The organism is Pedococcus sp. P2_A3, from assembly GCF_056405035.1.
In genome coordinates this window covers 178,396-205,388 of sequence record NZ_JBFUCW010000008.1, presented here as the reverse complement: position 1 = coordinate 205,388, position 26,993 = coordinate 178,396, and the positions used below count along the sequence as shown (strand labels likewise).

Annotated in this window: 26 protein-coding genes; 14 read left to right on the top strand and 12 right to left on the bottom strand. The window is 70.5% G+C overall.

What is annotated here, in order from left to right:
* Positions 1-249: 249 nt before the first annotated feature.
* Entirely contained in the window at positions 250-1,569 is a 1,320-nt protein-coding gene (locus tag AC1DX8_RS09115; protein WP_477629600.1) for a glycosyltransferase 87 family protein, read from the top strand.
* 32 nt (positions 1,570-1,601) lie between these two features.
* Here AC1DX8_RS09115 and AC1DX8_RS09110 read toward each other — a convergent pair whose 3' ends face one another.
* The 3 genes from AC1DX8_RS09110 to AC1DX8_RS09100 form a co-directional block, all read right to left on the bottom strand.
* Positions 1,602-2,402 carry an ABC transporter permease subunit gene (locus tag AC1DX8_RS09110; protein ID WP_477629599.1) on the bottom strand — a complete coding sequence of 267 codons (801 nt, stop codon included), beginning with the start codon at positions 2,400-2,402 and terminating at the stop codon, positions 1,602-1,604.
* Positions 2,392-3,300 carry an ABC transporter ATP-binding protein gene (locus AC1DX8_RS09105; protein WP_477629598.1) on the bottom strand — a complete coding sequence of 303 codons (909 nt, stop codon included), beginning with the start codon at positions 3,298-3,300 and terminating at the stop codon, positions 2,392-2,394. The genes AC1DX8_RS09110 and AC1DX8_RS09105 overlap by 11 nt, the downstream gene beginning before the upstream one ends.
* 166 nt (positions 3,301-3,466) lie before the next feature.
* Positions 3,467-5,149, bottom strand: coding sequence for an ABC1 kinase family protein (locus AC1DX8_RS09100; protein WP_477629597.1), 1,683 nt, complete (start codon positions 5,147-5,149; stop codon positions 3,467-3,469).
* A gap of 145 nt (positions 5,150-5,294) precedes the next feature.
* On the opposite strand from AC1DX8_RS09100, the gene AC1DX8_RS09095 reads away from it, so the two are divergent.
* Entirely contained in the window at positions 5,295-5,609 is a 315-nt protein-coding gene (locus AC1DX8_RS09095; RefSeq protein ID WP_477629596.1) for a hypothetical protein, read from the top strand.
* Between the two features lie 6 nt (positions 5,610-5,615).
* Here the strand turns inward: AC1DX8_RS09095 and AC1DX8_RS09090 are convergent, their stop codons facing one another.
* Both AC1DX8_RS09090 and AC1DX8_RS09085 read right to left on the bottom strand, forming a co-directional pair.
* The gene (locus AC1DX8_RS09090; RefSeq protein ID WP_477629595.1) at positions 5,616-6,299 is read right to left on the bottom strand and encodes a phosphatase PAP2 family protein; all 684 of its coding nucleotides are present in this window, start codon (positions 6,297-6,299) and stop codon (positions 5,616-5,618) included.
* A gap of 161 nt (positions 6,300-6,460) precedes the next feature.
* The gene (locus tag AC1DX8_RS09085) at positions 6,461-7,102 is read right to left on the bottom strand and encodes a TetR/AcrR family transcriptional regulator (RefSeq protein WP_477629594.1); all 642 of its coding nucleotides are present in this window, start codon (positions 7,100-7,102) and stop codon (positions 6,461-6,463) included.
* A 59-nt stretch (positions 7,103-7,161) separates the two neighbouring features.
* Between AC1DX8_RS09085 and AC1DX8_RS09080 the strand changes: the two genes are divergently transcribed.
* The 8 genes from AC1DX8_RS09080 to AC1DX8_RS09045 all read left to right on the top strand — a co-directional run bounded on the left by AC1DX8_RS09080 (position 7,162) and on the right by AC1DX8_RS09045 (position 16,040).
* The gene (locus AC1DX8_RS09080) at positions 7,162-8,100 is read left to right on the top strand and encodes a glutamate-cysteine ligase family protein (RefSeq protein WP_477629593.1); all 939 of its coding nucleotides are present in this window, start codon (positions 7,162-7,164) and stop codon (positions 8,098-8,100) included.
* Entirely contained in the window at positions 8,097-9,107 is a 1,011-nt protein-coding gene (locus AC1DX8_RS09075; protein WP_477629592.1) for an ATP-grasp domain-containing protein, read from the top strand. Before AC1DX8_RS09080 ends, AC1DX8_RS09075 begins: the two co-directional genes overlap by 4 nt.
* Positions 9,104-9,502: an MAPEG family protein gene (locus tag AC1DX8_RS09070; protein ID WP_477629591.1), complete on the top strand. Its 399-nt coding sequence runs from the start codon at positions 9,104-9,106 to the stop codon at positions 9,500-9,502. Before AC1DX8_RS09075 ends, AC1DX8_RS09070 begins: the two co-directional genes overlap by 4 nt.
* A 1,350-nt stretch (positions 9,503-10,852) precedes the next feature.
* Positions 10,853-11,734 (top strand): polysaccharide deacetylase family protein, encoded by an 882-nt coding sequence (locus AC1DX8_RS09065; RefSeq protein ID WP_477629590.1) that lies wholly within the window; start codon positions 10,853-10,855, stop codon positions 11,732-11,734.
* Between the two features lie 86 nt (positions 11,735-11,820).
* Positions 11,821-13,065 (top strand): YncE family protein, encoded by a 1,245-nt coding sequence (locus AC1DX8_RS09060; protein WP_477629589.1) that lies wholly within the window; start codon positions 11,821-11,823, stop codon positions 13,063-13,065.
* Positions 13,066-13,146: 81 nt separating this feature from the next.
* Entirely contained in the window at positions 13,147-14,514 is a 1,368-nt protein-coding gene (locus tag AC1DX8_RS09055; RefSeq protein ID WP_477629588.1) for an NAD(P)-binding protein, read from the top strand.
* Positions 14,515-14,517: 3 nt separating this feature from the next.
* Positions 14,518-15,420 (top strand): patatin-like phospholipase family protein, encoded by a 903-nt coding sequence (locus tag AC1DX8_RS09050; protein ID WP_477629587.1) that lies wholly within the window; start codon positions 14,518-14,520, stop codon positions 15,418-15,420.
* An 83-nt stretch (positions 15,421-15,503) separates the two neighbouring features.
* Complete coding sequence (locus AC1DX8_RS09045) at positions 15,504-16,040, top strand: GNAT family N-acetyltransferase (RefSeq protein ID WP_477629586.1); 537 nt, start codon at positions 15,504-15,506, stop codon at positions 16,038-16,040.
* Here the strand turns inward: AC1DX8_RS09045 and AC1DX8_RS09040 are convergent.
* On the bottom strand, positions 15,998-16,663 hold the full coding sequence (locus AC1DX8_RS09040) for an FMN-binding negative transcriptional regulator (protein WP_477629585.1): 666 nt from the start codon (positions 16,661-16,663) through the stop codon (positions 15,998-16,000). The genes AC1DX8_RS09045 and AC1DX8_RS09040 overlap by 43 nt on opposite strands.
* 213 nt (positions 16,664-16,876) lie before the next feature.
* Between AC1DX8_RS09040 and AC1DX8_RS09035 the strand changes: the two genes are divergently transcribed.
* Positions 16,877-17,053 (top strand): hypothetical protein, encoded by a 177-nt coding sequence (locus AC1DX8_RS09035; RefSeq protein WP_477629584.1) that lies wholly within the window; start codon positions 16,877-16,879, stop codon positions 17,051-17,053.
* A 38-nt stretch (positions 17,054-17,091) separates the two neighbouring features.
* On the opposite strand, the gene AC1DX8_RS09030 is transcribed toward AC1DX8_RS09035, so the two are convergent.
* The 3 genes from AC1DX8_RS09030 to AC1DX8_RS09020 are packed head-to-tail and all read right to left on the bottom strand — an operon-like array spanning position 17,092 to position 18,588.
* A complete protein-coding gene (locus AC1DX8_RS09030; protein ID WP_477629583.1) occupies positions 17,092-17,283 on the bottom strand; it encodes a hypothetical protein in 192 nt (63 codons plus the stop codon).
* A gap of 58 nt (positions 17,284-17,341) precedes the next feature.
* Positions 17,342-18,040: a nucleoside/nucleotide kinase family protein gene (locus AC1DX8_RS09025; RefSeq protein WP_477629582.1), complete on the bottom strand. Its 699-nt coding sequence runs from the start codon at positions 18,038-18,040 to the stop codon at positions 17,342-17,344.
* A complete protein-coding gene (locus tag AC1DX8_RS09020; RefSeq protein ID WP_477629581.1) occupies positions 18,037-18,588 on the bottom strand; it encodes a DUF6584 family protein in 552 nt (183 codons plus the stop codon). The genes AC1DX8_RS09025 and AC1DX8_RS09020 overlap by 4 nt, the downstream gene beginning before the upstream one ends.
* Positions 18,589-18,803: 215 nt before the next feature.
* Between AC1DX8_RS09020 and AC1DX8_RS09015 the strand changes: the two genes are divergently transcribed.
* Positions 18,804-20,678, top strand: coding sequence for an acyl-CoA dehydrogenase (locus AC1DX8_RS09015; RefSeq protein WP_477629617.1), 1,875 nt, complete (start codon positions 18,804-18,806; stop codon positions 20,676-20,678).
* A gap of 104 nt (positions 20,679-20,782) precedes the next feature.
* On the opposite strand, the gene AC1DX8_RS09010 is transcribed toward AC1DX8_RS09015, so the two are convergent.
* Positions 20,783-22,288, bottom strand: a complete 1,506-nt coding sequence (locus AC1DX8_RS09010; RefSeq protein WP_477629580.1) for a methyltransferase domain-containing protein — start codon at positions 22,286-22,288, stop codon at positions 20,783-20,785.
* 148 nt (positions 22,289-22,436) lie between these two features.
* Here AC1DX8_RS09010 and AC1DX8_RS09005 point away from each other — a divergent pair, with 148 nt between their 5' ends.
* Positions 22,437-23,924, top strand: coding sequence for a hypothetical protein (locus AC1DX8_RS09005; RefSeq protein ID WP_477629579.1), 1,488 nt, complete (start codon positions 22,437-22,439; stop codon positions 23,922-23,924).
* Positions 23,925-24,093: 169 nt separating this feature from the next.
* On the opposite strand, the gene AC1DX8_RS09000 is transcribed toward AC1DX8_RS09005, so the two are convergent.
* Positions 24,094-24,867 (bottom strand): CHAP domain-containing protein, encoded by a 774-nt coding sequence (locus tag AC1DX8_RS09000; RefSeq protein ID WP_477629578.1) that lies wholly within the window; start codon positions 24,865-24,867, stop codon positions 24,094-24,096.
* Between the two features lie 241 nt (positions 24,868-25,108).
* Positions 25,109-25,378 carry a DUF6458 family protein gene (locus tag AC1DX8_RS08995; protein WP_477629577.1) on the bottom strand — a complete coding sequence of 90 codons (270 nt, stop codon included), beginning with the start codon at positions 25,376-25,378 and terminating at the stop codon, positions 25,109-25,111.
* A 242-nt stretch (positions 25,379-25,620) separates the two neighbouring features.
* Here AC1DX8_RS08995 and AC1DX8_RS08990 point away from each other — a divergent pair, with 242 nt between their 5' ends.
* A complete protein-coding gene (locus tag AC1DX8_RS08990; protein ID WP_477629576.1) occupies positions 25,621-26,946 on the top strand; it encodes an HNH endonuclease signature motif containing protein in 1,326 nt (441 codons plus the stop codon).
* The last annotated feature ends 47 nt before the right edge of the window (positions 26,947-26,993 follow it).

Sequence of the window (26,993 nt, the reverse complement as noted above, 5' to 3'; positions counted from 1 at the left end):
CCCACCACCAACGTCGGCATTCTATGCCACCTGGTGTGAGCACAAATCGTGCTCCGCCCACACCTGACAACAACGCCCATCGTCTGATTCCCAAGCTGGACACGCGAGTTCGATTCTCGACACCGGCTCCACAGCCAAGAATCGGGACCAGCGAGCCCGGCCGCACGAACCTCGTCCCTTTGGCTGCCATCAGGACGGGATTCGTCCAGACCGCCCTCTCCCGTGGTTCGCTTTGCCTAGGATCCCTGCGTGACGCACCTCGGGGGGAGCCGCGCAGCCCTGTCGCCCGCCAAGGGGAGGCTCGCTGTCCTGATGGCAGCCCTCGCGGCACTCCTCGTGAAGCTGGCGCTCGCTGCGACCACGGGTGGCACGCAGGACATGGGTGCCTGGGTCGCCTTCGCGGCCGGCGTGCGTCAGCAGGGACCGGTGGGGGTGTACACCCTCGACTTCGTCAGCCGCGGCGCCACGCAGTACAACCACCCGCCGCTGGTGGGTTACCTTCTCGAAGCCCTGTCAGCCCTGCACGGGTGGGGTGTGCCCATCGAGTTCTCGCTCCGCGCTGCGGCCGCCCYCAGCGACGTCGTGGCGGCCCTCCTCGTGTTCGAGATCCTCCGGCGTCGTAGAACTATGGGCGTCGCGACCTTCGGCGGGGTCACCCTCGCGGCGAGTCCCATCCTCCTTCTCGTGTCCGGGTACCACGGAAACACCGACCCGGTGACGATGATGTTGCTGTGGTTGGGGGCCCACCTGCTGATCGATCGCCGCAGGGCAGTGCTGGCGGGCATGGCCATCGCGCTTGCCGTCAGCGTGAAGCTCGCCCCCATCGTCGCGCTCCCCACCCTGGCCGCCTGGCTCATTGGTCGCCGGGATCTGCGCGCACTGCTTCGCGCCACAGTCGGGTTCGGTGTGGTCATCGCCACGGTCTGGGGGCCGGCGCTCGTCCTGGACCGGAACGGCATACGGAGCAATGTGCTCGGTTATGCCGGCGTCGATGACCGGCCTTGGGGCCTGGTGAAGCTGATGGACTCGCTGGACCTTCCGATGGTCTCGGCCTGGCTCATCGGTCCCGGGCGCTACGCGGTCCTCCTCATCTGCGCGGTGGCGCCGGCCGCCCTCGCGTGGCTCCGGCCCCGAGCCGCCATGGAGTGCGTTGCGGTCAGCCTCATCGCGTTCCTGGTCCTCTCGCCGGCTTTCGGCGTCCAGTACCTGGCCTGGGCTGCGTTGGCCTCCGTGCTTCTCGCCCCCAGGCTTGCTCTCGCCTACAACCTCCTCGGCGGCCTGTTCCTCTTCGCCCTGTATGCAGACTGGAATCACGGGCTGGACTGGAGCGGCATCGCCAAGGGGCAGCCGTTCAGGCCGATCGAGGCCATCGCCGCTGGCGTGCTCTGGGCGATCCTCGCCGTGCTGGTGCTTCTCGGGACCAGACGCGTCGTCGACTCGTGGCGTCGGCCTGACCCGATGCTGCCCGCACGCGAGTGGCTCACGCCAGCTCCGGCTCTGGTTGCCGCTGGCCAGGACCTGGGCCCCGAGCAAGGGCAGTCCGTCGTCCGCACGACGTCAGGGACCTGAGCCGCACGGGAGCCGCCGCTCAATGACTGCGCTCAGGAGGCGATGTCACGACGGTCGAAGGACCACGCCGCTATCGCGACCAGGACCACGACGGTGACGACTGCGACACCGATGGCGCTCCACGAGACCCCGGTGCGCAGGGGGTCGTGGGCGCTGTACTGRTAGAACGGCGACAGCTTCTGGAACGGCCTGAGCCAGTCCACGAGCCCCGCGAGTCCGTTGACGACATAGCCGAGGACGGCCAGGGCGACGGGGATCGCACGACTCAGGCCAAGCCGTCCACTCCCGGCCCCGATGGCGAGCGCGAGGGCACCGAAGACCAGGCCCAGCAGCCCCAGGTGGAGCATGGCTGCGCCGACCTTGGCGGCAGGAAGCCGCATGTCCACCAGAGCCCCTTCGGCCACGAGAGCCACCCCCAGCAGGGCCGCCAGGCCCAAGGTCCCCACGCTCATCGCCACGGCCTTGTCGACCAGGACCCGTCGACGAGAAACCGGGGACGTCAGGAGCAGCTCGAGCGTGTGCCTGTCCTCCTCGCCGGCGACCGCCGACGAGCCGATCCCCACCGCATACAAGAGCACGAGCAAGGGCCCCATGAACGACAGCAGCTCGATCTGGATGTAGCCGACCGGGGTGGACATGTCGGCTCCGGACATGGCGAACAGGTTGCGGAAGGCAGCCGGCATCTGGTCGAGGAAGTCCTGCATCGAAGGCTGTCCCTTGATGCTGGGCCACAGCGCCACGTACATGGCGACCAACAGGACGACGCCCGCACACCAACCGGCATACGACCGTCGCTGATCACGCATCGACTTGAGCACCACATCACGCAGCATCGTCGGCTCCTGTCGCGTAGTAGGCGAGGAAGGTCTCCTCGAGCTCGGCCTCGACGACGGTGAGGTCGACGAGGGGGTAGCGCGCGATCTGCTTGGTCAAGGAGTCGAGGGCCGCCTGCGGTGCGTCGCACCTGAGGACCTCATCCTCGACGCGCGCGTTGCGCACCCCATCGACCGCCGCGAAGGGTGCCAGCGGCACGCTCGACGTGAACTGTGCTTCCACGTGGTGCAACGACTTGGCTCGCAGATCGTCGAGCCGCTCGACGGCGATGACCCGTCCTCGGCTCAGGACGCCGATCCGGGTGGCGAGCCGCTGCACCTCGCTGAGCACGTGCGAGCTGAGCAGCACCGTGCCCCCGTTCGCGGCGTGCTCGGCGAGGAGGGCGTGGAACTCGCGCTGCACGAGCGGGTCGAGCCCACTGGAGGGTTCATCGAGCACGAGGAGCTCTGGGGAGGTCATCATGGCCAGGACCAGGCCGAGCTTCTGTCGGTTCCCTCGCGACAGCTGGCGCACCGGTCGATCCAGGGCCAGGTCCAGCCGGTCAGCGAGCGCGCGCGCTGCCGGCGGTCGCCCTTGCCCGTGGAGGTGGCCCAGGAAGTCCACGTGCTCCTGACCCGTCAGGCGCGGGTAGAGGGAGATGTCACCGGGCAGGTACCCCATGCGGCGGTGCAACTCGTCACGATGGCGCCACGCATCCAGGCCAAGGACCTCGACCCGTCCGGAGGTCGGTCGCGTCAACCCCAGCAGGAGGCGCAGCGTCGTCGTCTTGCCGGCCCCGTTGGGCCCGAGGTAGCCGAAGAGCTCACCCGGTTCGACGGCGAGGTCCACCCCGCGGAGCGCCTCGGTCCGACCGAACCGCTTGACGACCGCCTCGCACCGGATCACGGGTGTACCCATGCAGCGAGAGTTGCAGCACCCCACCCGGGGGCACAGGGCCAAAGGGCCCTCCCACCGCAGTTGACCGCAAGGTCGCGCAACCCGAGGCCCGTGAGTGCGCCGGCGGCGCGGCACCGGCGCGGCGGCGCGGCACCGGGGCGGTGAGAAAGACCCTCGCCGGGTGAGATCAGGGTCTGGGGTCGCGGTCGGAGTTCTCGCGCCGCGCGATCCGGCTGTCCGTCCGCACGATCGAGATGATCAACGCCGCGCCACCCAGGGCAGCGAGGAGGAAGAACACCATGGCGATGGCGGGGTAACCCAGGACGCGGTTGCGCGTCGGCACCTGCATCATCAAGGCCGCACCCACCACCAGCGCCGCCATCACGATCCCCATCGTGAGCCGGTTGGCCAGCCGCTGGAGCACGTGCAGGAACCTGGCCTCGTCGAGGGCATCCACCCGGAGCGAGAACTTCCCGTCGGCGAGGTGGTCCATGATGGCGTTGGCGCGGCGGGGGAAGTTCGCCGTGAACTCCTTGGCGTCGATCGCTGCCGCCATCAGCCCTGAGGCTGACACGGAGAGGCCGCTTCCCATGATGTCGGTGATGTTCTCGCGGATCGCCTCGGCGGGGGCGAAGCCGGGGTCGAGGTGCTGGGTGACCTGGTCGAGGTTGAGCAACGCCTTGCCCACCATGGTCATCTCGGGCGGCGGCCGCAATCCGTGGACGCCCGAGAGGCGACTCAGCTCCACCAGGACGGCCCCTGCCTGGGCCTGCTCCCCGAGTGACACCGCCCGGGACACGAGGGCCGCGACCTCGTCGCGGAACTGCGCCGCGTCATACCCCTCCAGCCGTTGGCCCATCGAGGCCAAGACCATTGCGGCCTCCTCGCCGTCCGACTCGGCGATCGCGAGCAGCAGCTTCACGATCTGGTCCTGGACGCGAGGGGGGACCGTCGCCACCATGCCGAGGTCGATGAGACCGAGGCGGCCATCCGGCGTGAGCAGGACGTTGCCGGGGTGGGGGTCAGCGTGCAGGAAGCCGTCCACGAGGATCATCCGCAGGTATGCCGCGAAGAGCTCGCGCACGAGCGGCTCACCATCGAGGTCGGTCAGGCCCAACGGGCTGATGTCGGTGACCTTGCGACCGGGCACCCAGTCCATCGTGAGCACCCTGCTGCTGGTGTAGTCGGGAACGGGCTGCGGCACCACGAGCAACGGGTAGTCGGCAGTGAGAGCGCCGAGGCGCACCAGGTTGGCGGCTTCCCGCTGGTAGTCCAGCTCGCCCGCCAGCGAACGCCGGAACTGCGTCAGCAGCTGGCCGAAGCCGTAGCGACGACCGACCTCGGTGTGGTCGTCGGCGAAGGCTGCGATCTTGGTCAGTGCCTCCATGTCGTCCCGCACCACTTCGCGCACCCCCGGCCGCTGCACCTTGACGACGACCTCCCTGCCGCTGGGCAGGACCGCACGGTGCACCTGCCCGAGGGACGCGGCCGCAAGGGGCACCTGGTCGAAGGAGGCGAAGGCGTGCCGGATCGAGACGCCCAGCTCGTCCTCGACGATCTGTTGCACCTGTGCGTACGGGAACGGCTCGACCTTGTCCTGCAAGCGGGTCAAGGCCTCCGTGTAGGCCGGTGGCAGGAGGTCCACGCGGGTCGAGAGGAGCTGGCCGAGCTTGACGTACGTGGGACCCATCGCCTCCAGGTCATTCGCCAGGGACTCCGCCGCCGCGACGTCGCCGGCGGGCCGCTCGTCCTCGACGAGGAACTCGTCGAACCCCGCTCCACTGACCAGGTCGGACCGTCCGTGCCGCACGAGCAACCGGGCCAGGGCGGCGTAGCGCACGGCGTGGGGCAGGTCCGGGAGCGGGTTCATGGCGCAATCTTGGCAGGCAGGTCGCCGGGTCTGCGCTGGGGCCGTGACCGGGGCTGGAGCTTCGCAGTCCTCAGGAAACACTCAGACTTGCGGTGATGGACTTGACGTCCGTGCGCACCTGCGCGGACTGTGCCAGGAGGACCCTGTGAGTGTAGTGAAGTCGTTGTGGGCGAGCGTTCAGGGCGACCCCGTGTTCATGCGGCGCGTGAACGGCTGGTTGGCGGTCTTCTGGATCATCATGATCCCGATCTCGATGATGATGGGCTGGCTCAACTCCGTCGTCTACGTGTCGGCTCTGTCGTTGTGGGCGCTGGTCTCCGGCCACTGGTCGGCCTGGCAGGCGGCCCGGGTGGAGGTCCAGCAAGCCGAGGACGCCAAGGCGGCGGAACAGCAGGATGTGCCGCAAGAAGTCGTGAGCAAGCTCGTGGCGGAGACCGACGTGGAGCCCGCATCGTCCTGATCGACGTCAGGCGTTCTTGCGTCGGAGGTAGGCCCAGGCGAGGAGCGCGCAGACGAGGCCGTTCAGCGCCCCGATCAGGATGTCGCTGAGGTGGTGCATGCCTCGGTAGAGCCGGGCCCACGCCACGAGCACCGGGATCACCAGGCAGATCGTCGTGACGACTCGTCGCAGGGCAGGGCGCTCGATCGACTGGGCGAGCAGGGCGAAGGACACGTACAGGGCGGTTGACGCCCCGACGTGGCCGCTGGGGTAGCTCGAGGTGGGCGGCGCCGGGTCGAGGTGGGGCACGTGCGGGCGAGGCCGCCCCACGACGGCGGTCGCGATGACGAACACCGTTGCCTGGAGGGCGATGGCGATCGCAGGCACCACGGCACGCCACCACTCGCGGGTGCGCCACCACAGCAGGGCGACGGCGACGACGCAGACACCGATGACGATCTCGGTGTTGCCGATGTGCGACCAGACCATCGTGATGCTGTCCCACGTCGGCGTGCGGAGGCCCTGCGCGTCCTTGCTGATCGCGTCCTCGGAGTTCAGCCCCTTGAGGGGACCCTTGATGAACAGGCCGCCGAGCACGATCGCGACCCACAGGATGATCGCCGGGGCGACCGCGCGCACCGCGAGATCGCGCAGGGCGGAGCCGATCGAGGGCTTGGAGCGGTCGTCTGCGAACCGCGTCAGGAAAGCCATGTCGAGCCCTCGGGTGCAGCGGCCAGGTTCGTGGTTCGAGCAGTGCGCATGTGCGCGACCCTACGCCCAAAGACTGGGCGGTAGGCCCCCTGACCTGCACGGTTGTGGTCGGCGCACCGACCAGGCCAGGGCCTGCCGCCGGGTCAGGAGGGCCGCCCGAGTCAGGCCAGGAGCTGTTGGGTGGCGCTGGCGATGACCCAGTCCTGGTAGCGCTGTTGGCCCCACCGCCTGGTCCGTCGCAGGGTGTGGAAGACGCCCGGCGAGCTCAACGTGAACATGATGTCCGCGGCCGTCGCGGCGGATAGGCCGGGGCGGAGCTCCCCGCGCGAGTGAAACCGTTGCGCCAGCTTGAGATTCAGCTCGTAGGCCGCCTCGGTGCCACGGGTCACCGTGCGTCGCAGGTCGGGATCGGCAGCGGGGATCGCGTCGCTGACCAGGATCAGGTCGCCCGCCCGGTTCATCAGGTCGGTGGCGAGCCTGAGGTGGGACGCCAGCGCCTCGTGCGGGTCGTCCATGGCGCGGGTGGCGACGGCTTCGGGTCGGTCTGCAGCGCGCACCCGCGACTCGTCGCCCATCGTCAGCATCGCGATCGTGTGGCGCAGCAGGCCCAGCTTGTTGCCGAAGCTGTCGTAGAGCGTGCGCTCCCCCACCCCGGCCCGCTCCGCCACGTCCTTGAGGGTCGTGCCCTGGAAGCCCCGCGTGACGAACAGCTCCAGCGCGGCCTCACGGATGCGCGCGCGCGTCTCCTCGGCGGCCGCCGACCGAGCGGCCGAGCGGTACTGCCTCTTGACACCTTCGTCCACGAGGATCACTCTATCGGTAATTGACCGCAGTTTAACTGCGGTGAAATGGAGAAGGATCGATGAGTGGAACACGCCAGCTGAGACACGCGGTCCAGCGAGCGTTCAGCCCCGCGAAGGGCCGCCGCAGGATCGGCGTCGAGCTCGAGATGCATGTGCGCACCGGGACGTCGATCGGCGGCGAGCCGCCATGCGGCATACCGGTCCTGGGGGCGGAGCTCGCAGCTCGCGGGCACCCCACTCGCGAACCCGGAGGTCAGCTGGAGCTCAGCCTCCCGCCGCAGCCCACCATCGCCGCACTGCTGCGCGAGGTCGACTGGTGCCTCGACGCGGTCGAGAGCACCACGGAGGTCGCCCTGACGGGTGTCGACCCGTGGCGATCCCTCGACGAGGTGCCCCTCACGCTCCAGACGCCGCGTTACCTCGCTATGCAAGCGCTGTTCGACCGCGCTGGCGACGCCGGGCGCCGGATGATGCGCCTCACCGCGTCGCTGCAGGTGTGTGTCGACCTGCTCCCGGGCCCGGCCGGGGTCGAGCAGTGGCTGGTCGCCAACCTCGCCGGCCCGAGTCTCGTGGCGGCACACCAGGGCTCGCGCGAACGCACCCGCATCTGGCAGGGGATCGACCCGGCGAGGACGGGCTACGACGGGCGCCACCTCGATGTCCGCGACCCGATCGGCGCGTATGCCGCGTTCGCCCTTGCCGCAGAACGACTTCCGATCGCGGAGGCCGAGGACGAGGGGTACCACCTCAACACCCTCTTCCCCCCGGTCCGACCGCGTGGCGGCTACCTCGAGCTGCGCTTCCTCGACTCCCAGCGACCCACCGCCGAGCTCCTCGGCACCATCTGGACGTTGATGTATGACGCGCGCCAGCGACGCCGCGCCCTGGACCTCCTGTTGCCCACCCTCCCGACGTACTGGGACCAGTGGCAGGCCGCAGACGCCTCCCCGCTCCGCGAGCTGCTCGGCGCCATCCCCTCGAACGGGGTGGCGGCATGAGAACGCTCTTCGTTGTCGACCCGCTGGACGGGCTCGACGCCTCCCTCGACACGAGCATCGGCCTGATGCACGCGGCTCAGGAGCTCGGCGTCGAGGTGTGGGCCGCCGAGGCCCGGCACCTCGAGGTCGTCGACCGGCGAGCCGTGGCGCGCGCCCGAGCCGTGAAGCTGGCGCCCTCCACGCCCGTGGAGGGATGCCGGTGGACCGTGCCGGACCCTTGGTACGACGCTGGCCCCGAGGAGGCACTGCGGCTCGACGACGTGGACGCCGTGTTCCTGAGGCTCGAGCCCCCGGTCGACCAGGACTTCCTGGCCGCGACCTACGTGCTCGACCTCGTGGGCCGGGCCGACCACGACACCGACCACGACAACGCTCACGACCGCCCGACCACTGCGATGGTCAACTCCCCCGGCGGGCTCCGTGCCTGCAGCGAGCACCTGCTGGGCCTGTCGTTCCCCGACCTGGTGCCACCGACCGTGGTCACCGCCAGTGGCGAGACGCTGCGGGCCTTCCTGGCCGAGCACGGACGCATCGTCGTCAAGCCGGTCGACGGCTTCAGCGGACGCGGTGTCTTCCTCCTGGCACAGCACGACCCGAACCTCGGGTCGATCATCGAGACCGCCACAAGTGCCGGTAGGCGGGCAGTGGTCGCGCAGCCCTACCTGCCCGAGGTCGAGGCCGGCAACAAGCGGATCTACGTCCTCGACGGTGTCGCCGTCGGCGCCAGCCTCCGGCACCCGGTGCCGGGCGACTTCCGCATCGTCAGCCCCGACGGGCCGGCCGAGCTCACCGACCGCGACCTCCACATCGTCTGGCGGCTGGCGCCGACGCTGCGGGCCTACGGCCTGCGCTGCGTAGGCCTCGACGTCATCGGCGACCACCTCATCGAGGTCAACGTGACCTCTCCAGGCGCACTGCGCAAGGCCGACGCCCTGCTCGGCACGACGTACTGCGCCGACCTCGTCTCGCACGTACTCACCCACACCACGTGGAAGGAACCGTCATGACCACAGCCATCATCTGCTCGGCCGTCCTGGCCGCCTCGATCTTCATCCTCGGCTTCAACGTCTCGCTCAACCGGGGTCGCGCTGCCCAGCGCGGAGGCAGCCAGATGCCCGTGGACCCTGCCGACCCGCTGCTGATCGCGCAGCGGGCCCACGGGAACGCCACCGAGTACGTCCCGACGCTCATTGCGCTCTTCCTGCTCGTGGGCTGGAAGTCGCCGGAGCCCTGGGCGCAGGGGCTCATCATCGCCGCGACCGCGTCACGGCTCCTGCACGCTGTCGCGATGCTGAGGTCCGAGACCTTGGCCGCCGAGTCCGCGCCCCGCATGACCGGGGCGATGGGCACCTACGCGTTCGGGCTCGCCCTGGCCGTGACCGCGGGCGTCGCCGCCCTCTGAGGGGTGCTCACTGGCCAACGCACTCCGGTGCCCCTCGCCGCGTGACGTCAGGAGAGGTCGGTGATGGGAGAGCCGAAGCGCACCAGGCGCCGGGTCGGCTCGCGCTGCACCCCGGGGCCTGGGCCGGCCCGGGCCCAGCACCGACACCACCGCTGCAACCGCGAACGCGACGAGCGCGAGCCCGTGCAGAGGGTTGAGTGCCGGGACCCACCGCGCGGCGTGCAGGCCCAGCAGCACCGTCAGGCTCCACCAGGGCCAGCGCCGACGTGACCCTGTCACGTCCCACAGCAATGCTCCGGCAGCGAGCCCTGCCGTGTAGTACCGGTTGGTGCCCGGGTCGAGGGCGAGGCGGCTCGCCATGACGACCAGGAGCGCGCCCGTCGGCCGGCCGCGCCACACCGCTGCTCCGGCGAGGGCGGTCCCGAGGAGGGTCTGCAGCGGTCGGTCCCAGGGTGGGGTCCGGGCCGACATGACCCCGAGCAGGCGCAGACCCGACAGGGGCCCGTTCGCAATCGTGAAGTGCAGGGCCCGCGTGGTGTGCGGGTCCGCGATGAAGAACGGGAGCCACGCGGCGGCGGTGCACAACGCGGCGACCGTGAGGGCGACGGTCCGAGATCGCAGTGAGGGCAGGGCGAACAGCACCAAGGCGAACGGCAGCGCCCACGGTTTGGAGTCGACGGCCACGGCGATGGCCAGCCCGGCCCACACCGGCCTCCCAGACAGGACCAGGGCCAGCGCCGCAACGCCGAACGCGATCGCCAGGACGTCGTCGAGGTGGGTGGAGCTCACCGCGGCATACATCCAGACGGGCGCGAAGCAGGCACCCGCGGCGAGCAGCATGGCGTCCAGGCCACGTGGTCGGACGGCTCCGTGCAGCGCCCGGAGCTGCCGCGCGATGCGCCGCACGAGGGCCACGACCGCTGCTCCGAGTCCGGCCCCCACGAGCTGGGCGGCGAGCAGGCCATGTCCGTCGGACACCCTTCCCAGCGCCCAGGCGGTGCCCARCGCAAGGGGGCCGATCTGCAGCACCGGGTGCTCGGCATAGAGGTGCAACCCAGCACGCGTCCCGTCGTCCAGGTCGGAGAGGACCCCCGCGCCGGTCGCGAAGAAGTGCCAGGAGCCTCCACCGTGGGGGGCCTGGATGACGAACCACCCGACCGACCACAGGACCAGGGCGACCAACCCTGCCGACGACCAGGTCGCCCGGCTGCGGAGCGTGGTCAGCGTGGCCCGGCCGCTGCCGGGAGCGAAGCGGGGGGTTACCACGCCTCGAGTGTCAATCACCCGCGCTGAGAGAAGGCTGTGTCGTTCTCAGGGACTACTTAGGCCATGGACGTAGCGTTGTCTCCTGTGGACCATGGCACAGACCCCGACGCGGCGCGTGCCCGCACGGCAGACCTCACCCGACGCACCGTCCTCTCGGCGGCCCTGACCGGACTCTCCGGCGCCGCGCTGGCGGGGTGCAGTGGCACCTCCGACCCCAGCTCACCCGCCCCCACCCGTCCGGGCGAGGCCTCCGCCAGCACGACTCGCGACTCCTCGCCGACCGGGTCGAGCACCAGTGGCCCATCACCTGCGGCCACCTCGGCCGGCGCCGCCTCAGGGCCACCGCCCGTGGCTCTGGCACCCGGACCTGACATCTCCCACGGACCCGACAGCGGCCACCAGGTGGCCCTCACGTTCCACGGACAGGGTCCGGTCACCATGGCGCGCGAGATCCTCGACGCCTGCGCCAGCGCCCAGGCCTCCATCACGGTGTTCGCCGTGGGCACTTGGCTGCACCAGAACCCGCACGTCGGCCCCCAGATCGTGGGGGCCGGGCACGAGCTCGGCAACCACACCTGGAGCCACCAGCAGATGAAGCAGCTGACCCGCGCGCAGGCCATCGACGAGGCGGTGCGCGGCGCCCGGGCACTGGAGGCCTCCGTGGGAAGCGCCGGTTGGTGGTTCCGGCCGTCCGGGACGCAGCACAGCACGGCGACCATCCGTGCGGCCGCTGCCGCCGCCGGGTACCAGCGCTGCGTCTCCTACGACGTCGACCCCGAGGACTTCCGCGACCCCGGCGCCACCGCGGTTCGTGACCGCACGCTGGGGTCCGTGCGACCGGGCTCCATCGTGAGCCTGCACTTCGGCCATCGCGGCACCGTGCTCGCGCTCCCGGCCATCCTCGCCGGGCTGCGATCAAAGGGCCTCGAGGCAGTCACGCTGTCCACCCTCCTGCGGGCCGCCTGATGCGCCCCCACCGCAGGTCGGGAGACGGCCCTCGGGCCGCTCGCTCGCTGACCCAGCGCGTCACGGCGGTCACCAGCCTCCTCACCGTGGCCTTCGTCGCAGCCACCGGGCTGGCGGCCTGCGCTGCCCTCCAGGGCGACGGGCACAGCCCCTCAGCGTCGGTGGGGGCGAGCGCGTCGTCGTCCGCACGCCGACCAGGCTCCGGCGGCACGGATGCCGCGGACGCCAACACCACAGCGCCCTCCACGACACCCACACCCTCCGTGTATGCCGCGGCGGGCGCCAACGCGCTCAGCCCCGTCGCACTGGCGGCGCGGCCGATGGTCTACGTGCCCAACACCCTGAGCAACACGGTGCAGCTGATCGACCCGCGCACGTACAAGGTCGTCGGACGGTTCCGCACCCCGCGGGAGCCGCAGCACGTCGTCCCCTCGTGGGACCTGAAGACGCTGTGGGTCAACGCCGACCAGGGCAACTCCCTGACCCCGGTCAGCCCCGTGACCGGCCGGCCGGGTCGACCGGTGCAGGTCGCAGACCCCTACAACCTGTACTTCACCCCGGACGGCAAACACGCCCTGGTCATGGCGGAACGCCTGCACCGCATCGACGTGCGCGACGCCCACACCATGAAGCTGCAGCGGTCGCTGGCGGTCCCGTGCGCCGGGATCAACCACGCCGACTACTCGGCGGACCTCTCGTTCCTCGTCGCGAGCTGCGAGTTCAGCGGCAAGCTCCTCGTCATCGACCGGGAGGCGACCAAGGTCATGAAGGTCATCGACCTCAACACCCTGAAGACGCCCGGAGCCACCTCACCGAGGGAGGCGATGTCCATGCCAGGCAGCCCCAAGAACGGGTTGCGGGCCGGTGCGAGCTCCATGCCCCAGGACGTGCGAATCGTCCCGGACGGCCAGCACTTCCTCGTGGCCGACATGCTGCGCAACGGCGTGTGGGTGATCGATGCGCACACGCTGGAGGTCGCCCGGTTCATCCACACGGGGCTGGGCGCGCACGGTCTGTACCCCTCGCGCGACGGACGTCAGATGTTCGTCTCCAACCGCGACGCGGGCACGATCACGGTGCTCGATGCCGCCACGCTCGCGACCGCAGCCGTGTGGAGGATTCCGGGAGGCGGGTCGCCGGACATGGGTGGGGTGACAGCCGACGGTTCGCAGCTGTGGCTCGCAGGACGCTACGACGACGTCGTCTACGTCTTCGACACCGCGACAGGCAAGCTCCTCCACTCGATCCGCGTCGACTCCGGCCCGCACGGGTTGTGCGTCTGGCCCCAGCCCGGGTCGTTCAGCCTGGGTCACACCGGCAACATGCGCTGACGGCGAGCAGCCGCGGGCTCCCCAGACGTCGCTCCCCTCAATCCGATGGACGAGCAGCCCCGGTGGTGACAGCGTGGTCCCGTGACTCGCACTGTCGCAGCCGACTACCTCGTGGTGGGTGCCGGCGCCATGGGCATGGCCTTCACGGACGCGCTCGTCGACCACTCCGACGCGCGAGTCGCGCTGGTGGACCGCCGGCACGGCGTGAGCGGGCACTGGCTCGCGGCATACCCGTTCGTGCGGCTGCACCAGTCCTCTTCCTTCTACGGCGTCGCGTCGACCTTGCTCGGCGGAGGCCAGCTGCAGCAGAGCGGACCCGAGAAGGGCCTGCAGGAGCGGGCTACCCAGCCCGAGATCTGCGCGTACTTCGCCTCGGTGCTCGAGCGCCTCGTCGACACCGGGCGCGTCGAGTTCTTCCCCAACAGCGACTACCTGGGTGACCGGACCTTCGTCTCGCGGATCTCGGGCGAGACGTTCGAGGTCGGCCAGAGGTGTCGGGTGGTCAACGCCCACTACCTGGCACCCAACATCCCCGCGGAGGAGCCGCCGCCGTTCGACGTCGCCGACGGCGCCAAGGTCATCCCCGTCAACGCCCTGGCGGTGCTGGACGAGGCACCCAGCCAGTACGTCGTCGTGGGGTCGGGCAAGACGGCGACCGACGCGTGCGTCTGGCTGCTGGCGCGCGGGGTCGACCCCGACGCGATCTGCTGGGTGCGACCTCGCGACCCCTGGATGCTCAACCGGGCCGTGATCCAGCCCGACCCCGCGATCTTCCTCGGCGCGATCGCCGACATGGTGGAGGCGGGCAGCGGCGCGGCCTCGCTCGACGAGGTGTTCGTGCGGCTCGAGGAGCGAGGCGTCATGCTGCGCGTCGACCGCACCGTCACCCCGACGATGGCCAGGACCCCGACCCTGGCCACCTGGGAGCTCGACCAGCTGCGCACCCTCGAGAACGTCGTGCGCAGGGGGCACATCCAGGCCGTCGATCGCGGCCGGCTCACCTTCGCGGATGGTTCCGTGTCAGTCGCGCCCGACGCCGTCGTCGTGCACTGCGCGGCGGACGGCCTGCGGAACCCCGGGCGAGTGCCCATCTGGAGCCCGGACGCGATCACCCTGCAGACCGTGCGGGCCGGCTTCCCGTCGTTCGGCGCGGCGGTCACCGGCTATGTGGAGGCGACCCGTCGCGACGACGACGAGAAGAACCGCATCTGCGCCCCGTCGATCTACGGGAACTCGTTGCAGGACTGGGCCCAGATGATCGTCCTCGGCATCCGGAACTCCCAGTCCTACTCCGCCGAACCCGACATCAAGGAGTGGTCCACCGGCGTGGCGACCAACCCGGCCCGCGTCCCACCCGGCTACCTCCCCTCGGCGGCGCTGGACGACGTCAACGAGCGGCTGGCGAAGCACACCGCTCCCGGACTCGCCCGGCTCGCGGAGCTGATGTAGCGCGTGGGCACCTCGAGGAGACGAGCTCTCGTCCTCGCCGGCGGCGGTGCGGCCGGCAACGCCTGGGAGCTCGGGCTCATCGCAGGACTCGCCGAGGTCGGCGTCGACCTGCTCGACGCCGACCTGATCGTCGGCACCTCGGCAGGCTCGACCGTGGCGGCCCAGGTCACCAGTGGCACCCACCCCTCCGACCTGTATGCCGCCGTGCTGGCCGAAGTGCCGCGCCCCACTCCCCCGGGCGGACGGCCTGGGCGGGGTGGCGGTCCGGGTGGCGGCCCGGGTGGCGGTCCGGGTGCCGCCGGTCGGCGCTACGTGGAGTGGTCGGACGGAGTCATCGCTGCATCCAGTGACGCGGTCGACCTGCGTCGCCGGATGGGCGCGGCGGCCCTGGAGACAGGCGACCGCGCCGTCCGGGCGCGGTGGCGCGACGTCGTCACAGCCCGACTCCCCCAGCACGACTGGCCGGATCGCGACCTCTGGATCACGGCGGTCGACGCACGCACCGGTGAACCCGTCGTGTTCGACCGCCACAGCGGCATCGACCTGGTGGACGCCGTCTCCGCCAGCACCGGCAACGGCTACCCGATCGGCGAGCAGTCGTACATCAACGGTGGCTACCGCCGCAGCGAGAACGCCGACCTGGCAACGGGCTACGCACGAGTGCTGGTGCTGTCCCCCTTCAGCGGACGGACGCGCATGCCGCTCGAGTGGCGCATGGATCTCGCGAGCCAGGTCGATGACCTGCGGGCCAGCGGTAGCCGCGTCGAGTCCGTCTTTCCCGACGCCCGGGCCGGTGACGTCTTCGACGCGAACGCCCTCGACCCCGCCACGCGTCCACCAGCCGCGCGAGGGGGGTACGAGCAGGGTCGTGCACTCGGCGCGCAGTTGGGCGACTTCTGGCGCTGACCGGCCCCGCTGGAGACCGCTCCGACTCGCTCGATGACGCACAATGGACCGTGCCCAGAGAGCTCGCCGACATCGTATGGCCCGTGACCACAGCGCGACTCACGCTCCGACGGGCCACCGTTGACGACGCGGATGCCGTTCTCTCCTACCGCAGCTCGTCGCTGGCGACCGAGTGGCTCGGCGCCCCGCCGGACGACTTCCACGAGCGGTTCGTCGCCCCCGAGCGACTCGACCTCCTGGTGGTCGTCGAACGGGATGGCATCGTCATCGGCGACCTCATGATCAAGATCGGCGACGCGTGGGCACCTCCGCAACTGTCTGCGGAGGCCAAGGGCATCCAGGCCGAGCTCGGGTGGGTCCTGCGACCGGAGGAGACGGGGAAGGGCTTCGCCACCGAGGCCGTCGAGGAGGTGCTGCGGATCTGTTTCGAGGACCTGGGCCTCCGCCGCGTGACTGCGGAGTGCTTCGCCGGCAACGCCCCCTCCTACCGACTGATGGAGCGGGTGGGCATGCGTCGCGAACAGCACGCCGTGCAGGACGGCCTGCACCCGTCCGGGCAGTGGATGGACGGCTACCTCTACGCGCTGTTGGCAGACGAGTGGCGCGCACGCCACGCGTGACCGTCGGTCGGTGGGCTCATCTGCTCGGCGACGGCGTGCGCGTCCGGCGACTCCTCGGCCAGCAGCCCGGCCACTACCCCGGCCCGGTCGGCGTCAGACCGGTTCTGGCTCAGCTTCGCCTTGGCCTCCACCCGTTCCACCGCGACCTCCAACCCCACGATGGCCCGCAGCTGCCCCCGGAGGTACTTCTCTGGGGCGTCGGTGCTCCGCCACGGCGACTCACGACCACCTTCGTGGTGCTCGACCAGCTCGTCGACCGCCCCCTGCAGCCAGTCGACGTCGTCGTGCACCGTGGCCCTCCCGGCCAGCTGCACGACGGAGTAGTTCCACGTCGGCACCACCTTGCCGTGCTCGGCCTTGGCCGCGTACCAGCTGGGCGAGATGTAGGCCTGCGGCCCGGTGACCACCAGCAGCGTCGGCTGGTCGGGGCCGATCGCCTTACAGTGCTCGTTGGCGCGGGCGAGGTGGGCGATGACGGTGTCGCCGCGCCAGACCACCGGCAGCAGGGTCGCGAGCGGGTAGCCATCCGGGCCGGTCGTGACGAGCTGCGCCGAGCCGACGTCGGCGACCATCGCGCGGATCTCCGGCTCGTCGTCCCAGGCGTTGAAGTGCGGCACGTACATGACGTCAGTCTCCTCTCGAGGCCGCCGTCGGCGCGCCCCCGACCACCTCAGCGCGCCTGACGACCAGATCCTCGGCCAGGATTCTCGGCCCATGGGCCGGTTCTCCGCCGCATCTGGGCACCAGCCGCCACGAAGACGGCCAATGGGCCGGATCCTCCCGCAGCCGGCATCCCGGCGGGCAGGCACGACGGCTTCCGGCTCGACCTCGCCACGGTGCGCGAGCACCCCGACTACCGCGGGGCGCGCATCGTCGACGTCGCGGCCGAGGTCGCCACCGACGGCTCTCTCGACCCTGCGGTGATCGGCGCCGCCGTCGCGCGCGGCGACCACGACCCGCAGGACCTCAAGAAGGTCTGGCACCACGGGGCCCGCTTCGGCCGCCCCACCTGACAGGGCGCCGGCGCCGGATCGGCGGGGGCGCGGCCGCCTCAGGCCGAGCGGCGCAGGGCGGCGACGGCGGGCAGGTCGTCGAGAGCCGAGAAGACCGCCGTGTCACACACCGTGCAGCAGAAACCGCCCGGCAGGTCGTCGACGACGGGCACGAGGATGCGCTCGTCCAGGCACACGTCGCACCACGCCTGGACGGCGTGGAGGAGCAGCACGTCCGAGAGGTTCTCCATGACCCGAGGGTGACACGGGGCACCGACAGGGCGAAGCACCCACGCCGTGCCGTTCGCGTCAGTCGAACCCGCCGGTGACCACGAATGGCGCGGCGAGGTCGGTGTTGTCGACGACGAGGTCGGCCCGCGTCCACGGCGAGCGCTGCTCGAAGTAGGTGCGCTGTGCCCCGATGTAGCGCTGCATCGACGGGTCCTCGGGGTCGGGCGGCGTCCCGTCGCGCTCGGCCATCCGCGCCGCGGTCTCCTCGAACGGCACGTCGAGCCAGATCGCGAACTCGAAGCACCCCTCGAGCTCGGCCCGCTGGAGGAACAGTCCGTCGACGACCACCACCGCGCCCACCGGGGCGTGCGACACCGGACCCTCGATCACCTCGTCGGTCTCGAGGTCGTGGCCCCGCGCGCGGTACGCCCGTGACCCACCCGACCCGAGCGGGTCGAGCACCTCCGCCCTCAGCCGCGCGTAGTCGTAGGAGTCGAGCCAGAAGCCCTGCGCTGAGGCGCGGCCCCGGGCGTAGCGCAGCTCGCGCACCTGGTGCCAGTCGTCGGCGCTGACCCTCACCACGGCCCGGCCACGGGAGGTCAGCTCGGCTGCCAGCTCGTCCGCGAACACGGTCTTGCCCGACCCGTCGACCCCGTCGACCGCCACGCGCACACAGTCCTCGCCCAGCGGCTCCGGCACCGAGTCGGCCACCTGGGCGAGCACGACCGGGCGCACCAGTGGCGGACCGCCGACCCCGACCGGGGCGTCGCCGCTCACCCGGGCACCAGCCAGCGGAGCACCGTGACGAGCCCGACCACGGCGCAGACGACGAACAGGACCGCGAGGGCCAGAGCGATGATCGTGGCGGCGTCCGGACCACCGTCACCGGTCTCCTCGGCGGCGGGCGCCTGAGCGGCCCCTGTGGACCCACCGGTCGCGCCCGACCCGCTGCCCACCTGCTCAGCCCGGCGGCGCAGGGCATCCACCCGCTTGTTGCCCTCGAGCTCGCGCACCGACCGCGGCAGGCTGCTCCACATCTGGGCGAAGTGGTCGCCGTACCGCTCGCGCCAGGCCTCGACCGCCTCGTCGACGTCCGTGCCGCGGCGCGACGTGCCGAACCACGCCGCACCCGCCGCGGGCAGGTCGCGCATCAGGTAGTTCACCTCGCCGAGCAGCTCGAGCGCCTCGGCGTCGTACTCGCCGGCGAGGTGCCCGACCAGCCGCTCCCGCGCCTTCCACTCGCGACCGTCCGCCAGGTCGGCTCGGGCGCGCTGGACGGCGCCACTGGACGGGTTCGCGGGCTGCTCCTGCGGTTCCTCGCTCACCCTCGTGAGTATGCCGGGTGGCTCCCGACCGGGCCCGGCCACCTCGGGTGCCGCCGCGGCATACCCGATCGTGCAGGGCCGGGTGGGCCGTTGGGTGGCGGATCTCACAACGGGCTTGCATTCGTTACTGGTCAGTAGCACCATGGAAGTTACCGGCCAGTACGTACTGGCCGGGCACGACGACAACGACGTTTCAAGACGTGGAGGTGCCCACGATGGGCCACTACAAGAGCAACCTGCGCGACCTGGAGTTCAACCTCTTCGAGGTCTTCGGACGCGGCGAGGTGCTGGGCCAGGGCCACTACGCGGAGGTGGACCAGGACACCGCCCGCGAGATGCTCAAGGAGGTGTCGAGGCTCGCCGAGAACGAGCTGGCCGCGTCCTTCGCCGACGCGGACCGCAACCCGCCGGTCTACGACCCCGAGACCTACTCGGTGACCATACCCGAGTCGTTCAAGAAGAGCTACCAGGCCTATGTCGACTCCGGTTTCTGGAGCGTCGACGTCCCCGCCCAGCTCGACGGCACCGTCGCCCCGCCCAGCCTCAAGTGGGCCATGAACGAGATGGTGCTCGGCGCCAACCCGGCGATCGCGATGTTCGCCGCCTCCTACTCCTTCGCGAACCTCCTCTACATCCTCGGCAACGACGAGCAGAAGAAGCTCGCCCACTGGATCGTCGAGAAGGGCTGGCACTGCACGATGGTGCTCACCGAGCCCGACGCCGGCTCCGACGTGGGCGCTGGTCGCACCAAGGCCACCGAGAACGCCGACGGCACGTGGAACGTCACCGGCGTCAAGCGGTTCATCACCTCCGGTGAGTCCGACATGACCGACAACGTCATCCACTTCGTGCTGGCCCGTCCCGAGGGCGCCGGCCCGGGCACCAAGGGGCTGTCGCTCTTCATCGTCCCGAAGTTCCAGATCGACCTCGAGACCGGTGAGCTCGGCGAGCGCAACGGCGCCAACGTCACCAACCTCGAACACAAGATGGGCCTCAAGGTCTCCACCACCTGTGAGATCACCTTCGGCGACAAGCAGCCGGCCGTCGGCACGCTGCTCGGCGACACCCATGACGGCATCGCGCAGATGTTCCGCGTCATCGAGCACGCGCGGATGCTGGTGGGGACCAAGGCGATCTCGACCCTCTCGACGGCCTACCTCAACGCACTCGGCTACGCCAAGGAGCGCGTCCAGGGCGCCGACCTCACCCAGCAGACCGACAAGGCCGCGCCCCGAGTCACGATCACGCACCACCCGGACGTGCGTCGCTCACTCATGACGCAGAAGGCGTATGCCGAGGGCCTGCGCGCGCTGGTGATGTACACCGCCACCCAGCAGGACACCGTCCACCAGGCGTTCCTCGAGTCGGGCTCGGAGGAGATCGCCGCTGACACCCCCGCGGAGATGGCCAACCGGGTCAACGACCTGCTGCTGCCCATCGTCAAGGGCGTCGGCTCCGAGCGCGCCTGGGTGCTGCTCGGCACCGAGTCGCTCCAGACCCTCGGTGGCTCCGGCTTCCTGCAGGAGTACCCGATCGAGCAGTACATCCGCGACGCCAAGATCGACACCCTGTACGAGGGCACCACGGCCATCCAGGGCCTCGACTTCTTCTTCCGCAAGATCATCCGCGACAAGGCGCAGGCGCTGTCGCACGTGGCGATGCAGGTGCAGGAGTTCGCCAAGGACCTCGGCGCCGACGGCGGCCGCCTCGACACCGAGCGCGAGCTGCTCGGCAAGGGGCTGGAGGACGTGCAGGGCATCCTCGGCTACATGGTCGGCGAGCTGATGAAGTCCGACCCGCGGCAGGAGGGTGGCGACGTCACCAACCTCTACAAGGTCGGCCAGAACACCTCCCGCCTCCTGCTGTCCGCCGGCGACCTCGTCATCGGTTGGCTGCTCCTGCGCCAGGCGTCCGTGGCCGTGAAGGCGCTGGAGGGCGAGGTCTCCGCCAAGGACCGCGACTTCTACGAGGGCAAGATCGCGGCGGCGTCCTTCTTCGCGCGCAACGTCCTGCCGAAGCTCGCGGCCGAGCGCCAGATCGCCGAGTCCACCGACAACGCCCTCATGGACGTCCCCGAGTCCGCCTTCTGACGCCGGCTCCGCTCCCCCACGGGGTATGCCGGGTGGTCCCGGCACGACCGAAGGGCTGGCTTCCCACCGGGAGCCAGCCCTTCGGCATACCTGGGGCGGGTTGGTCACGCAGTGCGGGGGATCCCCTCGGATCGCTCCCCTGCTCCGCCCGACACATGCGCACCCTGGGCATCGAGGTCCACCGCGTAGATGGCGTCCTCGGCGTGCGGAGTCAGCCGGAGCACGTACTGGTAGCCGAAGACGGTCGGCCGCACCCGCGTGAGCCGCGCATCCACGCGCCGCACGACATCGAGGAGGCGCGACGACCCCTCGGCGTCGATGGCGCCGAGGGGCAGCCCGGTCGCCGACTCCTCGAGGATGTCGAAGCCGGCTGACCGTACCGCGCGGCGAAGGGTCGCCCGCGTGAAGAAGCGCAGGTGGGTGTTGTCGAGGATTCCCCTGCGGTCGTAGCCGAACGTGCCGGTCACCACCCGGAACCGGGGGTACCAGTGACCGAAGTTGGGCACCGAGAGGAGCAACTGGCCGCCGGGACGCAGGACCTCGCGGATGCTCTTCAGCACCTCGACGGGCTTCGTCAGGTGCTCGATCACGTCGCCGGCAACCACCACGTCGTAACCGGTGCCGACCTCCGGGGGGAGACCCTGCTCGAGGTCGGCGACGTGGAACTCGTCGGTCCGCTCGCGAACTCCCGGGATCTCCATGTAGTCGACGCCGACGACGTGGTGCCCGGCAGCCCGGGCTCGCTCGGCGAAGAGGCCGCCGGAGCAGCCCAGGTCGAGGATCCTCGACGGCGGCAGCCTGTCCAGCATCGCCAGCATCGCCGCGTGGGAGGAGCCGTCGCCTTCCTTGAAGTCGTACTCATCCGGGGTGGGCACCCACTCCTGGGTGCCGAAGCCCTTGGTGGCCAGCTTGAACTCGACCACGTCTCGGACGACGTCGCGGGCGTACTGCAGGCCGTTGACGTAGCAGATCTCGTCGCCGTAGTAGGTGGGGATCGGGACCTCGACGATGGTGCCGCCGACATGCACGATCTGGGCGATGATCTGCGTGTCGAAGTCGAAGCCATCGCTGTTGGCCTCAAAGGGAATCCGCTTCAACAGGGCCGTCGAGTACGCGCGGTACCCAGAGTGGAACTCGCTCAGGTGCGTGCCGAGGACGTCGTTCTCGAAGGTGGTCAGGATGCGGTTGCCGATGCGCTTGTAGAAGGGCATGCCGCCGGCTCGGGCCGCTCCGGGCACCAACATCCGCGAGCCGAAGACGGCGTCGGCAGATCCTGTCCTGAACGGCGCCAACATGGCGCCGAGACTTTCCGGGGCGTACTGGCCGTCGCCGTGGAGCATGACGACGACATCGAGGCCGTGCTCGATCGCGATGGCGTAGGCGGCCTTCTGGTTGCCTCCGTAGCCCAGGTTCTTGGTGTGCCGCACGACTGTCGTCCTGACGGCTTGGGAGCGGCGCCCCCACTCGCGCGCGAGCACGAAGGTGTCGTCATGGCTCGCGTCGTCGGAGATGATGATCTCCGAGAGCTGGGGCAGGATCTCGTCGGGGATCCGGTCCAGCGTGTCCACCAGGGTCGAGGCAGCGTTGTAGGCGACCACGACGATTCCCACTCGTGGTGTCCGTTGCCATGACTCGGCCATCGCGCCCTCAGTCCCTCGGATTGACCTCTTGATGATTACCCCGCCCTCGAAGGGGGTCAATGGCCCCTCCGTCTTCGTGCTCTTCCCGGCGCCCCCGCACACGTCTATCGTTTCGCGCATGGCAGACAGGGGGACGTCGGCTCCGTTGCCGCAGGGACGTTCCCCGACCCGCCGGGTCGTGGAACGCGTCCTGGGCAACGACCCCGTCGTACGGGCCATGGTTCTCGCCCTCCCCCTGGTCAAGCTGCTCGGCGTCGTGTCGGTCAGCCCCACGACCTACCCCGACACCCGCACCTACCGCCACGTCGACCACTGGTTCGACTTCTCGCTGACCAGCCTGGACGGCCGCTCGATCCGGCCCGTCGGCGTGACCGCGTGGATGGCACTGTGGCCGAACGACCGCGTCATCGTCCTGGCCCAGGCGCTGCTGTCCGCCGTTGCCTGGGGTGCCTTGGCCCTCGTTGTGGCGCAAGGCATCCGGCGTCCCGGACCGAGGCGCCTGTTCGCCGCCATGCTGGTGCTCATCCCCTGCTCTGCTCAGATCGCCAACTGGGACACCGTCATCCTCGGCGACTCGGTGGCCATGACCACGGGCATCCTCGCCCTCGCGGCTGTGGTCCAGCTGACCCGCGAGCCCACCTGGGGTCACGGGCTGGTCTTCCTGGCGGCGGCGCTCTGGTACACCATGACCCGGCCGAACCTCTTCGTGGTGCTGCTCGCCTGGGCTCTTGGGCTTGCCCTCATCGCGGCACTCACCAAGAAGGTCATCCTGTTCGGCGCAGTGGCCGCCATCCTCGTGCTGTTGTCGGGCTACAGCTACGTCTACAACATGCGAGCCGACCCCACCTGGTCGCAGACCTTCGGTTACTCACGCTCGACCGTCGGCATGGCCTACCCGCTGGGCATCCACGACCCCGTCGCCTCGCGAGTCATCGCCGACCTGCGCAGGAGCGATGCACCGTCCTGCATGATCCCTGCCAGCCCGGCTGTGGTCACCCGCCCCGGGCCCACGCGCTGGGCCGGTCGCACCAGTGCCGCCTGTCCGGGGATGGACGCGTGGGCCACAGCGCACTGGCAACGGTGGTGGGCCGGCTGGTTGCTCACCCACCCCACGGACACGATGCGCATCATCGACTCACAGCTGCCCCATTCGCTGGCTCCATCCATCTGGGGCGAGGTCATCGCCGCGACGCCTCCGGGGGTGGCCAGCCTGTTCCTGGGGACGCCCGCGATGCGTCAGGACGCCCACGCGAACCGCACGTATCGCGTCCAGCCACTGATCCTGTGGGCCGCCGTCGCCGCGATCCTCGCGATCCTGGCGGCCACGCGGCGGCTGTGGCGTGGCACCTCGTGGGGGGCGGACGTGATCCTGGCCGCGACGGTCGCGGGCGGCCTGGCCAGCTCGATCTCCAGCGGTCTGCTCATCCAGACGACGCCCCACGAGGTCGCCCAGGAGAGCCTGGGTGCCAGCGCCGTGATCATCGCCGCGCTCGTCGCAGCCGTCGCGCTCGGCTGGGACCGCGTCTTCGGCGGTGCCCTGCCGGCAGAGATCGCCCGGCCCGCCGCCACCGCCCGGACCCCGGGGATCGACCCGCCGGTGGTGTGACCCGACAGCACCGAGGGGCTGGCTTCCCCCCGGAAGCCAGCCCCTCGGCATACCTGCTCTGCGTCCGTCAGGTTGCTGTGGTCCCACCCTCCCCTCCGGGGCGAGCACACTCTCTCACTTCGGATCAGCGAGCCGAACGGATTGGTCACCGCTGAGCCGCAGGTTCGCCTCAGCCCTGGAAGCGGATGAAGTCGCTGAACTGCTCGCTGCCGGTGCCGCGGGTGGCCGTGCGGTAGCTGTAGGTGTCGGAGCGCACGTGGTTGTACTCCTCCACCATGAAGCTGCCGTCGCTGTTGACCTTGGCGACGTAGGCGACGTGGCCCCAGGTGCCGCTGCTGCGGACCGCGATGTCGCCGACCTTCGGGGACTTGTGGACCGGGATGCCGGCAGCACGGGCGGCGTCGTCCCAGTGCTCGGCGTTGCCCCAGTGCTGACCCTTGTAGGAGTTGGAGAACGCGACCCCGAGGTTGTGGCGGACCCGCCAGGCGGCGAAGGAGGTGCACTGGCCCTTGTAGAAGTTCCACGGGTCGACGCCAGAGGTGGCGCCGCGGTAGGGGTAGTCGTCCTTGATGGCGCCGGTCGGGGCCGGCGTGCTGCCGCCGCACTTCGGGGCGACGAAGCCGTCCCGCCCGGTGTAGACGTAGGCGTCGGAGACGTAGCGTCCGGTGCCGATCCTGTCCCAGAGGTTCGAGGTGCCGTAGGTGCCCTTCACGGTCGAGCCGTAGGTCTGGCAGCTGATGGTGACCTTCGTGCCCTTCGGCAGGGCGGTCACGGCCTGGTAGCCGGTGCCGGGTCCGGAGCGCACCGTGAGGGTGGCGCCCGTGGTCCGGATGGTGCCCGTGGCCGCGTCGGCGATGGCCGCGCCGCCAGCGACGACCGAGAGGCCGAGGGCGCCGGCGAGGGCCATCCGGACCGGCTTCTGGCTGAGGTTGAGTGTGCGCATTGCGTTCTCCTGCATCGTGGTTCGGATCCGCCCGTCCCCTTGGTGGAACCGGCTGCTGACGACGAAGGTATGAACGTGGGGCGGGGCCGTCGATGGGGAGGACTACCCGTAGGGGCGCGTCACGCACCCGGCACCGCAGGGGAGCTCTCCCCTGCGCCGGACGTGCGACAGGGCGGGCCGGGTGGTCCCGGGCCGCCCTGTGGCGGTGAACTGCGCGGCGCTGCGCGCCGAGCTGGGTGGGTCAGATGCGACCGTCACGGTCGACGTCGACCTCGTCGACGCGGGTGCCCGTGGCCGGGTCGGTGTGGCTGACGCGGCGGGCCGAGTAGCCACCGCCGGCGACGCCACGACGGTTCGTCATGACGAGCGACAGCAGGATCGCGAGAACGCCGGCGATCATGCAGATCCAGCCGATCGTCTGGAGGTCGACCCCGCCGACCGAGGACGCGTCGATGGCGAAGGTGAGGATCGCGCCGACGACGATCAGGAAGATGCCGAGTCCGATGTACATGCTCACTCCTGGGGGATTGCGGGCACTGGTCGCCCGTTGCCTCGACTCTATCGGCCGAAAGCCCCTGACCTGCGTCAACGCGGCGCATTCTTCGCATACCGGAACCCGTGGCCGCGTCTGGCGGGCAATGGGGCAGTCCGGGCGACGCGGTGACCGGCCGACCCGGGTCGTGACCAGCTTTCTGGTCATTATCCTGGGGTGAGTGCTTGTGTTCGAACAGATGTTCGACTAGAGTTGGCTACATGTCCACAGTCGCCTCCCTTCGCCCCGCCCCGCTGGCGACGGTCGAGGTGCTGCGCGAGATCGACCGGCTGCTCGACCGGGTCGACCGCGGCGACGTGGTCGGCTCGGCCGCGGCGACCGCGGCCCTGGGCGCCGTGGACCGGGCGATCACCCGGCTCCAGGCGGTGCGGCTGGCTCTGGTCGCCGAGGCCGACCGATCGGCGGTGGCGTCCGAGTCGGGCATGACCGGCACCGGGGCCTGGCTCGCCGCCCGCACGCGGCGCGAGGGCGGCGAGGCCCAGCGCGACGTCCGCCTTGCCACCGCGCTCGACACCGGGCTCCCCGCGACGCGCGAGGCGCTCGCGGCCGGAGAGGTCTCCAAGGAGCACGCCCAAGTGATCGCGACGGCGACGAGCCAGCTGCCCGACGGGCTCGGCGTCGACGAGCGGGCCGCCATCGAGACGGCCCTCGTGCGGCGCGCGAAGCTGGTCGACCCGGGCACCCTGCGCCGTGACGGCCGGCGTGCCCTCGCCGCCGTCGAGCGGTCCCGGGCCGAGGTCGACGCCCACGAGGACTCGGTGCTGCGCACCCAGGAGGAGGCGGCGCTGGCCGCGTCGCGACTGACCTGGCACCACAACGACGACGGCACCACCAGCGGCCACTTCACGCTGCCCACGCTGGCGGCGTCGATCCTCGTCAAGACCGTCCAGCAGATCGCCTCGCCCCGACGGTTCGCCCAGCAGGCCGCCAAGGCGGCGAGGGAAGCCGGCGCCACGACGGCCGCCGAGGTGTCAGACGCCACCTGGGACGCCTTCCGTGTGGCAGACGGCGACTGGGCCCACCGCTACGGCTCGGCATTCGTCGAGCTCCTCGAGCACCTACCCACCGACACGCTCTCGGGGAAGGTCGCGGCGACGGTGGTCGTCACGGTTGACCACGAGCAGCTCAAGGCATCACTCGGGTCGGCACACCTCGACACCGGGCACGACCTCTCGGCCAGCGAGGCGCGCCGGCTGGCCTGCAACGCCGGCATCGTCCCGGCGGTGCTGGGTGGTCGTTCCGTGCCGCTCGACCTCGGTCGGCAGGAGCGCTTCTTCACCGAAGCCCAGCGGGTCGCGCTCGCGACCGTCTACGACACCTGCGCCGCCGAGGGGTGCGATCGGCCCTACGCGTGGTCCGAGCTCCACCACGAGGACCCGTGGGCAGCGGGGGGCGACACCGACCTCCACCTCGCGGTGCCCCTGTGCGGGCACCATCACCGCAGAGCCCACGACCCGCGCTACTGGCACCGAGTCGACACCGACGACCGCGGGAAGAAGTCGGTCAGCTACTCCGTCCGCTGCTGACCGACGGGTGACTCCAGCCCGACGCCGAGCAGCTGGCGTGGGCACCC